Genomic DNA, 13,245 nt, shown 5'->3' with positions numbered 1-13,245 from the left:
GTAGGGAAATTGTCCATTATATTTTCACAACTACATTTTCTTCCCCGACAATTTCACGAAGTGCTCCTAAACATTCTTCACTTGGATGAATCGATAAACTCCGAGATAATTGTACCATTTTATGTTCCTTTTCATAATAAATTAGTACTTTCGCAAAACCTGAATAGTCGAACAATATTTTCGTAACCCGATTTAAAAGCTTTTTCTCATACTGAGATGGCAATTTCACGTAAACAGATGCGTCTTTCTTTTCTTCATAAACATCCATTTCCTCTAGCGGATATAGTCCATTTACAATCCATTGCAGCTTATGATTTCTTAGCTCAATCGTACCGTCAACTAAAACAATTGCTCCTTCTTGCAACTTATCCGAGAAATGTATATACGTTTCCGGGAAGAGGACCGCTTCCATTTCATCATTTTGATCACAGAATGTAATAAATGCCATCTTTTGAAACTTTTTCGTACGAATCACTCTAACACTTGTTATATACACAATAGCTCTTTGTACTTTTTTCTTGTGTCGCATCGCCTGAGCGAGAGATGGAATTTCTAATTCTTTTGCTAACTTCACATATTGCGCTGTCGGATAACTTGATAAATAAAAGCCAAGTACTTCTTTCTCTTTATTTAGTTGTTCAATAAAAGATAGCTCTTCTCCTTGTACATATTTTGATTTTGGAACAGCATCTCCTAAATCACGTGCGAGATTCGCGTACTCTAACGCCCCTTTAATACTTTTCCATAAATTCGTTCTCGAAACACCAAAATCATCAAAACATCCCGACCAGACGAAAGCTTCTAAATTACGCTCCGTTACGAACTTTGACGGCATACGGAGACAAAATTCAAATAAATCTTCGAACATTTTTTTCTCTCGTTCTTCTAATAATGCCGTCACTGTAGCCATTCCAATATTTCGGATCGAAAGTAAACTGTAACGTATCGCATTCCCTTCTATTTGGAAGTTATAACCACTTCTCTGAAGAGACGGCGGCAAAACGTGAAAACCTTTCCGCTTCGTTTCTCGTATATACTGTACAATTTTATCTTCATTTCCAATTGCGCTTGATAATAATGCCGTCATAAATTCCAGCGTATAGTTCGCTTTCAAATAGGCAAGCTGATATCCGATCATACTGTAAGCTACAGCGTGACTTCGGTTAAAACCGTAATTCGCAAATCTTACAATTAAATCATAAATTTTTTCAGCAGACGTCTCATCATATCCATTTCGCAAACATCCCTGGACGAAATGCTTACGTTCCTGATCTAAAATATCACGATTTTTTTTACTCACTGCACGGCGCAGTAAATCTGCTTCTCCAAGCGAAAACCCTGCTAACTTCGATGCAATTTGCATAATTTGTTCTTGGTATACAATGACGCCGTATGTTCTTTCTAAAATTGGCTTTAAATCCGGATGTAAATATTCGATTTTTCTTTTTCCATGTTTCGATTCAATAAAAGTCGGTATCTGTTCCATCGGTCCTGGTCTGTATAACGAGTTAACAGCTACGATATCTTCAAACTCATTCGGTTTTAACCCGCGAAGTACATTTCGCATACCGCCTGACTCAAGCTGGAATACACCTGTTGTATCTCCTCTCCCTAATAATTGGAATGTCTTTTCATCTTGAAGAGGTAAGTTTCTTATATCGATTTCTTTCCCAGTTTTGTTCGCGATAAATTTTATAATATTTTCAAGTAACGTTAAATTACGTAATCCTAAAAAGTCCATCTTAAGCAACCCAAGTTCTTCTAGCGCATCGGCTGGATATTGCGTAACATAAACATCGTTATGTCCTTCTTGAATTGCTACACTGCCTGTTAGCGGTTCTTGACTCATAATAACACCAGCCGCATGAATAGACGTATGACGTGGTAAACCTTCTACACGTTTTGCGATTTCAAACACACGCTCATGCAAAAGATTCCCTTGTATAAACTCACGAAGTGATTGTGATTCTTCATATGCATCTTTTAACGTTATACCAAGCTTTGATGGGATAAGTTTTGAAAATATATCAATATCTCGCGGCGGAAGCCCCATTACGCGGGCAATGTCTCTAATTGCCGCTTTTGCTGCAAGCGTACCAAACGTTACAATTTGCGCAACACGGAGCTGACCGTATTTATCTTTCACATAGCGAATCATCTCATCACGTCTTACGTCTGGAAAATCAATATCAATATCAGGAAGCGTCACACGTTCAGGATTTAAAAACCTTTCAAATAATAGATCGTATTCAATTGGATCAATATCTGTAATTTCTAATACGTATGAAACGAGTGAACCAGCTGCCGATCCACGACCTGGTCCTGTTAGAATATGATTTTCATGTGCATACTTCATAAAATCCCATACGATGAGGAAATAATCACTAAATCCCATACGAGAAATAACATTTAATTCATGATCCAAACGCTTTATATGCACTTCTTTCGGTTCACCATATCGTTTCCGCAAACCTTCTTCACAAACACGACGCAAGTATATATCACTCGTTTCATTAGACGGAACAGGAAACTTCGGAAGTTGATTTACATGGAACGGTATTTCTACTTGGCAACGCTCTGCAATTTTTATTGTATTTTGGATTGCTTCCGGCGCATGGGAAAATAGTGCTTCCATTTCATCCGATGACTTTAAATAATACTGATCTGTTTTCAGCCTCGGCCTATCTGGATCAGTCATTTTCGTTCCACTTTCAACAGATAGTAAACATTCGTGAACAAGCGCGTCACTTTGATTGATATAGCGCACATCATTTGTTGCAACGACTGGAATATTAACCCTACTAATAAATTCAGGTAGTTTCTCTTGTAAAAGCAACTCATCTTGAATTGCATGATGCTGCAAACTCATATAAAAATGGCCGAACATATTTTGATACGTGCGAGCTACTTCTTCAGCCTGACTCTCATTGTCTTCTAGTAATAATTGCTCAATTTCGCCATCTTTACCTGGCGAAATAGCAATTAATCCTTTCGCATAATGCGCAAGCCACTTCTTAGGAATACCTTCTTTGGACTTTGTCATAATACTGCTAGAAATCTTTAATAAATTTTGGTAGCCTATTTCATTCTCAGCAAGTAATACAAGCGGATAAGACCTTTCTTCTTCTTCACTAAAAATAGAAGCGGTTAATCCAATAACAGGCTGTATACCATGTTTCTTACATGCTTTATAAAACGGAATAACACCATACATAACATTTTCATCCGTAATAGCTAGCGATGAAAAACCAAGTTCTTTCGCCCTGACTACAAGCTCATCAATTTTACAAGCACTTTTTAATAAACTAAAAACGGTTTGACATTGTAAATGCACAAACTTCACTGTTGTACCCTCTCTTTACCTATTTGACTACTTTTATTATAGGTGATGAGGAAAGCGGAAATCAAAACATACTTCTTATACTTTGTCCATATATATGAAGAAGAAAGGGGAATGACGATGGATGTAAGAGAACATACTTTTTTCTCTCTGCTTATTATTAGTTATTTTATTGCCTTTGGGGTTATACTTGGCGGTTCATTAATTGGTGGATTTGGTGCGTTTCTTATCGGAAAACCAGCTCTAACTTACATTAATCAATTCGCCCAAAATTTAAGAATTTGGGCACTCGTTGCAGCAATCGGCGGAACATTCGATACCTTTTATAGCTTTGAAAGAAGTTTCTTTGGCGGAGATATGAAAGATATCGTAAAACAAATTCTCCTTATTTTTTTCGCAACTGGTGGTATGCAAACAGGTCTCATTATTATTAAATGGCTAACGCAGGAACATGTATGAGAGTACCAAGTGCCAATACAGCAAAAAGATGGTACTTAGTATTAGCTGGTGCTGCTGTTGGAGGCGTGTTGAGCTGGTTTATTTTTTTGTACATATACGGTGTTTTTCAACAAGAACAAGCTAGTAAAATAGCAGAACAAAGAGAAATTATAGAAAAACAAGAAGCAAAGCTCCACGTCCTTCTCGAAGATCAAGAAAAATTGAACACTGAAAATAAACGGCTCTTAACCATTCAAGAGATTAAAATAAAACTTATCAATCGAGAAAAATACGATTTAGACAATCTTACACTCGAAAATATGACTACATCTATTCATAATGATCTCCAGCATCTTTTAACGAAAAACATTCAAAGTATCGCAAAAAATAAAGACCTACTAAAAAAGGTAATCGAAAATAAAACATACAAACATTACGATCGCCTATACCGTTTTAAAGTCGATACAATATCTTTTGATACAGTGCTTGAAATTAGCATTACTATAGAGAAAGAAAAATAAAGAAGGAGGGCTTTAGCGCCGCTCCTTCTTTTCGTTCTAACATATAGTCTTTTATTTACAAATCTCACGTAAATCAGCAAAAAGACGATCCGCTTCTTGCCAAGAAGATGCCTTGGCACCAGAAGCCATCGGATGCCCTCCGCCGTTATATTGCATTGCCAATTTGTTTATAACTGGCCCTTTTGAACGAAGACGAACACGAATTACGTCATCTTCCTCTAAAAATAGAACCCACGCCTTTAATCCATCAATATTGCCAAGCGCTCCAACAACACCAGATGCTTCAGAAGGAAGTACATCAAACTCTTCTAATACTTCTTTCGTTAATTTAATGTAAGCTGCTCCTTCTTCTACCATCGTAAAGTTTTGTAAAATATAACCGTTTAAACGAGCAATTTTTTCTTTTGTCTTATACATTTCATTGTATAAATCTGTGAATTTCACACCCATATCAACAAGCTCACTTACGTAACGAAGTGTTTTTGCTGTCGTATTTGGGAATAAGAAACGACCTGTATCTCCAACAATTCCTGCTAAAATAAGGCGAGCTGCTTCTTTTGTTATTTTTAATCCTTTATCTTTTCCATAGTTATAAAACTCATAAATCATTTCACTTGTAGAACTCGCTGTCGTGTCTACCCACGTAATATCTCCATATGGATCTTCATTTGGATGATGATCAATTTTAATTAACATCTTCCCTTTTGTATAGCGTTGATCGTCAACCCGTTCTTGATTCGCAGTATCACAAACAATAACAAGCGCATTTTCGTATACACTATCTTCAATATCATCCATTACTCGTAAGTATGCTAGTGACGGTTCATTGTACCCAACCGTATAAATATTTTTCTCTGGAAACGATTCTTGTAGAATTGTACCAAGACCACCCTGTGAACCTAACGCATCTGGGTCCGGACGCACGTGGCGATGAATAATAATTGTATCAAACTCTTTAATTGCTCCTAAAATTTGCTCATGCATATGTATAATCTCCTTTTTAATCAACTTCTTCACTTTATCCTCCATTATAACGGAAAGTATTTCATACATGCGAACAATTGCTTTATAATAAAAGTTAGAAAGTTTAGATATTTCTTTTTCTTTTCTATTATTTTTCACAAAGCGATGGGAGTGTTCATTATGCCAGTATTAGTCTTCTGTATTATCGTCTCATTTATGTTGTACCTCTTTTACAAAACAAAATACTTTCGTACAAACCGCCCAATGGAGAAAGGTTGGCTCTCAGGAAAATCCGCAATGGCACTCGGTTCATTCGTTTTATTTTTCGGGATAAACCAATTCTTTTTAGAACTTTCAACCGCTCGTATTATCGTTGGTGTTTTATTCGTTCTATTTGGTAGTGCAAGTGTATTTAACGGGTTTCGCCAATACAAACATTTCTTGCCATTAGCAGTTAAAGAAGCCGAAGTCTATGAAGCAACATAAAAAAGCATCAATATTGTGATGCTTTTTTACGTCCCTTAACTTTCAAAATCATATATGCAACAAACGCAGATGGTATATTAAATGGGTTACCTTGTACATGAAAATGTAGTTGTTCTTCTCCAAAAGACATTTTTTCATATAGCTCTCGCTGAGATAATCCTGTCTTTTCCTTTTTTTCATGTAAACCTTGTAAATATAAATATTGGATCGGTATCATTACAAGAAAGTAAAATAGTGCGATACTACCAAAAAAGAGTACGGCTGACGACATAATGCATACCACCTTTCAGAATTCCATTTTCTTACAATATAATCATAACACAATATACAGCCAAATCGAATTACTATTCTGTCTTTTCTTACGTTACTTTTCCACTCCATACATATTTCACTAAAACTCCCATCTAAAATCATGCCTTTCAAATTTAAAACAACAAAAAAAGATGGAACAAATCAAAACGATTTGTTCCATCTTTTTATTTATCGATTAACTGCACCATAAGTAATGCCTTTCCAACAACATTACCTTCATGATGCACCTCTACATCGACCTTACCAAATTTACGCCCAATTTCTAATACTTTCGGATGAACAGATACAACATTATCAATTTGAACCGGCTTTACGAAATAAATCGTTAAGTTTTCAACAATTAAATCGCTTTTCTTTTGCGCACGAATGACGCGATTTGTCGCTTCTGTCACAATTGTTGCAAATACACCGTACGATAACGTTCCGATTGAGTTCGTCATTTGCGGCGTCACCGAAAATTGATATAGATGCTCATTCTTCGCTTCTTTCGGCGTCATAAATTGATTCGTTACAATATCATCAATGGTTTCTCCAACTTGTGGCTGACGTTGAATCATTTGCAGTGCCTGAAGTACATCTTGACGGCTAATAATACCTTGTAGTTTATTTCCTTCATCAACAACAGGAAGTAACTCAATACCTTCCCACACCATCATACGTGCCGCAGCTGCGACAGACATTTTACCGTTCACTGTAATTGGGTGTTTTGTCATTACTTTATCAATTGGTGTTTCTTTCGCTACACCGATCATATCTTTTGAAGTCACGATTCCTAGCACTTTGTTACTTTCATCAACAATCGGATACCTTCCGTGCATCGTCTCTTCATTATAGGCATGCCATTGCTGCACTGTATCATTTGGCTTTAAATATAATGTTTCTTCAATTGGCGTTAAAATATCTTCAACGAGTACAATTTCTTTCTTAATAAGCTGATCGTAAATCGCACGGTTAATTAACGTTGCAACTGTAAAGGTATCGTAACTACTTGAAATAATCGGCAGTTTTAATTCATCTGCTAATTTCTTCACATGATCTTCCGTATCAAATCCGCCCGTAATTAATACAGCGGCTCCAGTTTCTAACGCTAATTGATGTGCGTTCGTACGGTTACCGACAATAAGTAAGTTCCCAGCTTCTGTATAGCGCATCATCGCTTCTAATTTCATTGCCCCGATTACGAATTTATTTAACGTTTTATGTAGTCCTTCTCTGCCTCCAAGTACTTGACCGTCGACAATGTTAACGACTTCTGCATATGTCAGTTTTTCGATATTCTCTTTCTTCTTTTGTTCAATTCGAATTGTTCCGACACGTTCAATTGTACTAACATACCCTTTATTTTCTGCATCTTTAATTGCACGGTAAGCGGTCCCTTCACTTACACTCAAATCTTTCGCAATTTGTCTTACAGAAATTTTATGGCCTACTGGCAGGCTATTAATATGTTCTAAAATTTGGTTATGCTTGGTAGCCAAATGGTTTCACCATACTTTCTTTTCCCTAAATTCTTCATGTGTTGTACTTTCAGTATACTATATTTTCAAAACTGTTACACTCTCTCTTTGCATACCTGTACTATTTTTTTTATAACAAAATGACTCTTACATTCCACCAGTCATTCTATTACAACAATGTAATGCTATTGTCATCTCATTCGATAGTTCGCACACTTGATTACCTATACAATTAAGACAAGAAATAAATCAAAGGAGCGAACACATGATGAAAAAACTTTTAGAGGTTGTAGGTGCTGTATTTTTAGCTTTCGTAGATGGGAAAAAAGTTACAATGGAATTGAATGAAACACCTGAACAGCCACGTACCAAAAGAAAAGAATCACCAAAACAAATACAAGTATTAAAAGCTGTCCTACACACGTAAAAACCCTTCACTTTTCTTTTCAAATGAAGGGTTTCTTTTCTATAGTGTAATACTTTCTCCAGCTTCTAATACTTTCCCTGTACAATTTTGTAGCTTTTCTACAAATTGATATGGATCTTGTTCAATAACTGGGAACGTATTGTAATGCATCGGTACAACAGTTTTCGCATTAATCCATTTTGCCGCTAGTACAGCATCTTCTGGTCCCATTGTGAAATTATCACCAATTGGTAAAAATGCTAGATCAACTTTATTTAATTCCCCAATTAACTTCATATCAGAGAATAGTGCAGTATCTCCTGCGTGGTATACAGTTCTCTCTTCTGCTGTAAATAAAATACCTGCTGGCATACCTGTATATGTAATCGTCTTATTTTCTTCATCAATATAACTAGAGCCGTGGAATGCTTGTGTAAACTTCACTTTTCCGAAGTCAAATTCATGTGAACCACCAATATGCATCGGGTGTGTATTTACACCTTGCCAACTTAAAAATGTTGCTAGTTCAAATGGCGCTACAACAACTGCATTATTTTTCTTCGCAAGTTCTACTGTATCTCCAACATGATCACCGTGTCCATGCGATAAAAGGATTGCATCCACTTTTACATCTTCAGCTTTTAAATCTGTTCTCGGATTACCTGTTAAAAACGGGTCAATTAAAATAGCTTTTCCATTCGCCTCAATTTTCACAACTGAATGTCCATGATAAGATACTTTCATTATTACATTCCTCCCCTATTCACATTCTCACTTTTTATTCTACATGATTTTTCAATCCCCTGTCTTTTCTAACATCTATTTACTTGTCATAACGCTTTCTTCCGAGTTAAAGTTATATTTGTAATTAAATATCTCGGGGGTGCCAATCGATGAATGCTAGATTAGAAAATTTAATGCAATGGCTAAAAGAAAAAAACGTAGAAGCTGCGTTCTTAACTTCTACACCGAACGTCTTCTACATGACAAACTTCCACTGTGAACCACACGAAAGACTTCTTGGTATGTTTGTATTCCAAGAAAAAGAACCTATTTTAATTTGCCCTAAAATGGAAGAAGGCCAAGCACGTAACGCTGGCTGGGCACATGAAATTATCGGATTTACTGATACTGACAGACCATGGGATATGATTGCAAAAGCAATTAAAGACCGCGGCATCAATGCAAATGCAGTTGCAATTGAAAAAGAACATTTAAACGTAGAGCGCTACGAAGAATTAAAGAAATTATTCCCAAATGCAGCTTTCAAATCAGCTGAGGAGAAAGTTCGCGAACTTCGTTTAATTAAAGATGAAAAAGAACTTTCTATTTTACGCGAAGCAGCTAAAATGGCGGACTATGCTGTTGAAGTTGGTGTAAATGCAATTAAAGAAAACCGCAGCGAGCTAGAAGTATTAGCAATTATTGAACACGAATTAAAAACAAAAGGCATACATAAAATGTCATTTGATACGATGGTATTAGCAGGTGCGAACTCTGCTCTTCCACACGGTATTCCTGGCGCAAACAAAATGAAACGCGGCGATTTCGTACTATTTGATTTAGGCGTAATCATTGATGGTTATTGCTCTGATATTACACGTACAGTAGCATTCGGTGAAATTTCTGAAGAGCAAACTCGCATTTACAACACTGTACTTGCTGGACAACTACAAGCAGTTGAAGCATGTAAACCAGGTGTTACACTTGGCGCAATCGACAACGCTGCTCGTTCTGTTATCGCAGATGCAGGTTACGGTGACTTCTTCCCACACCGCCTGGGTCACGGACTTGGAATTAGCGTACACGAATATCCAGATGTAAAAGCTGGCAACGAGTCTCCATTAAAAGAAGGTATGGTCTTCACAATCGAGCCAGGTATTTACGTACCAAACGTAGGTGGCGTTCGTATTGAAGATGATATTTACATCACAAAAGACGGATCAGAAATTTTAACGAAGTTCCCGAAAGAGTTACAATTTGTAAAATAATAAAAAAGGCAGCTTGATTGCTGCCTTTTTTATTTCTCTACTATTTCAAATTTCTCTACAATCATTTTTGCTGGATAACTTTCAAGTATTTGAGAAAACCATACTTTTATTTTATCCCCTGTTTTTAACTGTTTATATGCGTCTTTGTCCTTAAAGCTCAAGACTATATGTGCTGGATGATCTTTATTCATTTGTTGTTCTATATAATGTTGCAACTCTACTTTTGTTTTAAACGTTTTATCATCGGCAAAAAACACCGTGTCATTTCTTAATATAATATACCCTTCTTTTACCGTTACTTGCTCTACTTGTTTTGTATCACACGCTGATAATACGACTAGAAATACACTTAAAAACATAACAATTTTCATATGCCTATTCATTTTTAACCCCTTACTCTAGGCTATTTCAAATTTAGCACCATCTTCTCCTCATACTTATCATCCCATTTAATCACAATCTCTATTGGTTCATCTTTAGAGATAGGCGCGCAACTTACACAAGAAGACTTCATTTCAACCTTTGCTCCTCTATGAACTTCTGACGTTTGTGTCATTGTACTAAAGGCTCCATTAATAGCAATCTCTAAATTCTTAAATTCTGTATTCCCATCTCCGCCCTTATACTGAAACGTAAACACTCCATCTTCACTGTCGTCCTTAATATGGCCCTTATATTGTCCCGTCCAACTTTTGCTCTCGCTAGAAAAAGTAACATACGAAATGGAACAGCTTCCTAAAAAGAAAATACTAATGAAAAAGAATAATGCTCTCTTCATAATGCCCACCTCCATTCAAAAGCACTTATTTATTGTCTATTTCTTCCTCTTATTATACTATTAAAATACAGAATTTTCTAAAATAGGTGGTTTATATGTTACAACAACAGTTAGAAGAAATTCGTAATAATCATTACGTAATGGATACAATTAACATGGATTCTTTAATTTCCAATATGCTTAAACATATCGGTGTTACCGATAGCTATTTAAGGGACAAACTTATTTGCTCTACTTTTTACCATCTCATCAAAAAGGACTACCTTTCACACACACAATTACAGAAACTATTATTAGAAAGCATCAGTGACAAATATTTATTGTATAAGATTCATTCGGATGACGAAGATGCGGTATTTACCCGTGCATTTACAACATTATTAATTGCACTCATTATTGATGCCGATACAAATCATAATTTCTTATCACAGGCTGATCTTTTACATGTAAAAGATCGATTAGTGTTATATATGAACAACGAGCATGATTTCCGCGGATATGTGCAAGACCACGGCTGGGCACATAGTATCGCTCACGCTTCTGATACATTTGAGGCGCTTGTTCGTAGTCCTAAACTGGAAACTTTATATTACGAAGAAATATTACAAACTTTATTAAACAAAGTTTGTGTCCATTCTATTTACTACAAATATGAAGAAGACGAACGTCTCGTTTATCCGATTGTCGCAATGCTACAAAATGGTCTAAAGGAAGAGGTACTCCTATTAGCCCTTCATGAATTAGTAGCTCAATTACCCGTCAAAAAACAGACATTACATACTGAATCGTACGAGTACCTATACGGAAATATAAAATCTTTCTTACGTAGTTTGTTTTTCCGACTACGCACACTGTCTATATGTGAAGAAACCGAATGCAAAATTGAAAAATTGCTGCAAGACCTTCCAAAATATTATTAAAAAAAGAAGGCCACTTAGAAAGTGCCTTCTTCTATTTCACTAATATTTAATTGAAATTTCACGATCCAAACTGAGAAAAGGTGGACAAGAAGCGCAAACGCCATACATGCTCCGCTTAAAAAAGTTAGTATAGGATGCGAATACACGTGCCCCAATCCATAGGATATCGCCACGAAAAACATTGTTATGTAAATATAAATTGCTCCATGTATTTGCCTCATATAAACCTCCTTTTCCCATATTATAACATAAGTTTTCTGATTATTCACATTAATTACTCGTAATCAATATTTCTCAACTGTTACACCTCTTACAGCAGCCTTAATATACGGTGACCCTTGTAAACTTTGTAAATCCTCTGTTTTCCTGTTACGACTACACCGTATATTGGTAAGTCTTTTGTTTTGGTGTTTTTTATTTCTTTATCCCGCATTAACAGGCAGTAAGACCCCACATCAAAATTCAGCGGAAGCAAAGAAGTTAGGGGGGGCGGACTGCTCGTAAAAGCCCGATTGGTGAGGGCTGATAATCAGTAGGGGATGCCCCCCCCACTGATTAAAGTTTCACTTTATAGTTTATCCTAAAATATTCTCGATATCCCTCTTTATTTTCACTTAAAGATATCCAAATACAGCTTTTATAAATTTTTCCATAATAAAAAGCACATTTATTTTGATGTGCTCTTCACATATAATTTAGTAAAATATGAACCATTTTTTTGAAACAAAAACTCCCACTCATCTCTCCCCATACTATCGTTATGACTTAGTTGCCATAATAATTGAACGAGGATAAAATCCCAGCTTTTCATAAAATGATACAGCTTCATTTCCATACACTACTGTTAATTCAATTTCATCTATCTTTTTCACTTTAAACCATTCCACTGCACTATTCATTAATTTCAAACCAAATCCGTTTCTTCGGTATTTTTCATCAACAAATAAAACTTCAATCTTTCCGCTTACGCTTTTACTATACGCTATACAAAATCCTAATATATTATCTGTTTCTGACTCAAATCAATAATTCAATTCTATATTCTCCGTACTTTGAGTTCTTTTTATAATTTTCAATACGTTCCTCAAATGTCATTCTTGGGTAATCGCCAGAAAAATATTTTGATTTATTATTATGATATTCATGCAATTTATTTAAGGATTCTCTTATTATCTCTATTTCATCGAGAGTGATATATTTATTACTAATTCTCATCCTATAGCATCTCCAATAATATATATTTCAGCAAAAAAATAAGACTGTTTTTTGTTCACAAAATATTACTCTATTACTCCATCGCTTCCCTCACAACATCTTGAATCATAACAACTTCTGTTTTCATATCAATAGACATTGCTTCTTCATCAATACATTCATACCAAAACGCTAAGTGCTTTTTATCGATTTCATAATGAGAATTTTCGACAAGAGCCCCGCCTTCTCCTTGCACAGAATACCAATATAAGTACTCTTCTCCATCTCTTATTTCCCGGAAAATTGTCTCAACGTACATCTTTTCGTCGTTTAATGTCAAAAGGACTTCTTTCATATTGTCATTAAGAAGCTGCATCCATTCATCTACTCGATGACTCTTACCAGGCTTAACTTTAAATCTCGTTAATTCCACATTCAT

At 35.7% G+C, this 13,245-nt stretch carries 15 protein-coding genes and 2 pseudogenes; 6 read left to right on the top strand and 11 right to left on the bottom strand.

Annotated features, from left to right (window positions below):
* Window positions 1-16 precede the first annotated feature (16 nt).
* Complete coding sequence (gene dnaE, locus D1166_RS02810; RefSeq protein WP_000673729.1) at window positions 17-3,343, bottom strand: DNA polymerase III subunit alpha; 3,327 nt, start codon at window positions 3,341-3,343, stop codon at window positions 17-19.
* A gap of 42 nt (window positions 3,344-3,385) precedes the next feature.
* On the opposite strand from dnaE, the gene D1166_RS02805 reads away from it, so the two are divergent.
* Window positions 3,386-3,799 carry a YtrH family sporulation protein gene (locus D1166_RS02805; protein ID WP_002005839.1) on the top strand — a complete coding sequence of 138 codons (414 nt, stop codon included), beginning with the start codon at window positions 3,386-3,388 and terminating at the stop codon, window positions 3,797-3,799.
* Window positions 3,796-4,299, top strand: coding sequence for a sporulation membrane protein YtrI (gene ytrI / locus D1166_RS02800; protein ID WP_001265740.1), 504 nt, complete (start codon window positions 3,796-3,798; stop codon window positions 4,297-4,299). Before D1166_RS02805 ends, ytrI begins: the two co-directional genes overlap by 4 nt.
* 51 nt (window positions 4,300-4,350) lie before the next feature.
* On the opposite strand, the gene D1166_RS02795 is transcribed toward ytrI, so the two are convergent.
* Window positions 4,351-5,283 (bottom strand): DHH family phosphoesterase, encoded by a 933-nt coding sequence (locus D1166_RS02795; protein WP_000545137.1) that lies wholly within the window; start codon window positions 5,281-5,283, stop codon window positions 4,351-4,353.
* A gap of 159 nt (window positions 5,284-5,442) precedes the next feature.
* Between D1166_RS02795 and D1166_RS02790 the strand changes: the two genes are divergently transcribed.
* Window positions 5,443-5,748, top strand: a complete 306-nt coding sequence (locus D1166_RS02790; protein WP_001144776.1) for a YtpI family protein — start codon at window positions 5,443-5,445, stop codon at window positions 5,746-5,748.
* 7 nt (window positions 5,749-5,755) lie between these two features.
* Here D1166_RS02790 and D1166_RS02785 read toward each other — a convergent pair whose 3' ends face one another.
* Window positions 5,756-6,019 (bottom strand): DUF3949 domain-containing protein, encoded by a 264-nt coding sequence (locus D1166_RS02785; RefSeq protein WP_000093045.1) that lies wholly within the window; start codon window positions 6,017-6,019, stop codon window positions 5,756-5,758.
* A 205-nt stretch (window positions 6,020-6,224) separates the two neighbouring features.
* Window positions 6,225-7,538 (bottom strand): CBS domain-containing protein, encoded by a 1,314-nt coding sequence (locus D1166_RS02780; protein ID WP_000201590.1) that lies wholly within the window; start codon window positions 7,536-7,538, stop codon window positions 6,225-6,227.
* A gap of 244 nt (window positions 7,539-7,782) precedes the next feature.
* Between D1166_RS02780 and D1166_RS31135 the strand changes: the two genes are divergently transcribed.
* Entirely contained in the window at window positions 7,783-7,944 is a 162-nt protein-coding gene (locus D1166_RS31135; RefSeq protein WP_000976306.1) for a hypothetical protein, read from the top strand.
* A gap of 39 nt (window positions 7,945-7,983) precedes the next feature.
* Here D1166_RS31135 and D1166_RS02775 read toward each other — a convergent pair whose 3' ends face one another.
* Entirely contained in the window at window positions 7,984-8,667 is a 684-nt protein-coding gene (locus tag D1166_RS02775; protein ID WP_097861919.1) for a metal-dependent hydrolase, read from the bottom strand.
* Between the two features lie 149 nt (window positions 8,668-8,816).
* On the opposite strand from D1166_RS02775, the gene pepQ reads away from it, so the two are divergent.
* Window positions 8,817-9,914, top strand: a complete 1,098-nt coding sequence (gene pepQ / locus D1166_RS02770; RefSeq protein ID WP_000994024.1) for a Xaa-Pro dipeptidase — start codon at window positions 8,817-8,819, stop codon at window positions 9,912-9,914.
* Between the two features lie 29 nt (window positions 9,915-9,943).
* On the opposite strand, the gene D1166_RS02765 is transcribed toward pepQ, so the two are convergent.
* Both D1166_RS02765 and D1166_RS02760 read right to left on the bottom strand, forming a co-directional pair.
* Window positions 9,944-10,297, bottom strand: a complete 354-nt coding sequence (locus D1166_RS02765) for a DUF3221 domain-containing protein (protein WP_001079374.1) — start codon at window positions 10,295-10,297, stop codon at window positions 9,944-9,946.
* Between the two features lie 20 nt (window positions 10,298-10,317).
* A complete protein-coding gene (locus tag D1166_RS02760; protein ID WP_000816711.1) occupies window positions 10,318-10,692 on the bottom strand; it encodes a hypothetical protein in 375 nt (124 codons plus the stop codon).
* A gap of 95 nt (window positions 10,693-10,787) precedes the next feature.
* Between D1166_RS02760 and D1166_RS02755 the strand changes: the two genes are divergently transcribed.
* Window positions 10,788-11,612 (top strand): DUF2785 domain-containing protein, encoded by an 825-nt coding sequence (locus D1166_RS02755; RefSeq protein ID WP_000941455.1) that lies wholly within the window; start codon window positions 10,788-10,790, stop codon window positions 11,610-11,612.
* Window positions 11,613-11,626: 14 nt separating this feature from the next.
* On the opposite strand, the gene D1166_RS02750 is transcribed toward D1166_RS02755, so the two are convergent.
* From D1166_RS02750 to D1166_RS02735, 4 genes and pseudogenes are all read right to left on the bottom strand, one after another.
* The gene (locus tag D1166_RS02750) at window positions 11,627-11,833 is read right to left on the bottom strand and encodes a hypothetical protein (protein ID WP_001248905.1); all 207 of its coding nucleotides are present in this window, start codon (window positions 11,831-11,833) and stop codon (window positions 11,627-11,629) included.
* A gap of 63 nt (window positions 11,834-11,896) precedes the next feature.
* A pseudogene (locus D1166_RS31545) lies at window positions 11,897-12,036 on the bottom strand (anti sigma factor C-terminal domain-containing protein); the annotation flags it as partial.
* 334 nt (window positions 12,037-12,370) lie between these two features.
* Window positions 12,371-12,827, bottom strand: a pseudogene (locus D1166_RS02740) (GNAT family N-acetyltransferase).
* 73 nt (window positions 12,828-12,900) lie between these two features.
* Window positions 12,901-13,245 carry a DUF6176 family protein gene (locus D1166_RS02735; RefSeq protein WP_001100208.1) on the bottom strand — a complete coding sequence of 115 codons (345 nt, stop codon included), beginning with the start codon at window positions 13,243-13,245 and terminating at the stop codon, window positions 12,901-12,903.

The organism is Bacillus sp. ISO11 (genome assembly GCF_003458115.1).
Classification (GTDB): Bacteria; Bacillota; Bacilli; order Bacillales; family Bacillaceae_G; genus Bacillus_A; species Bacillus_A cereus.
This window is presented reverse-complemented; position numbering and strand designations above follow the sequence as displayed.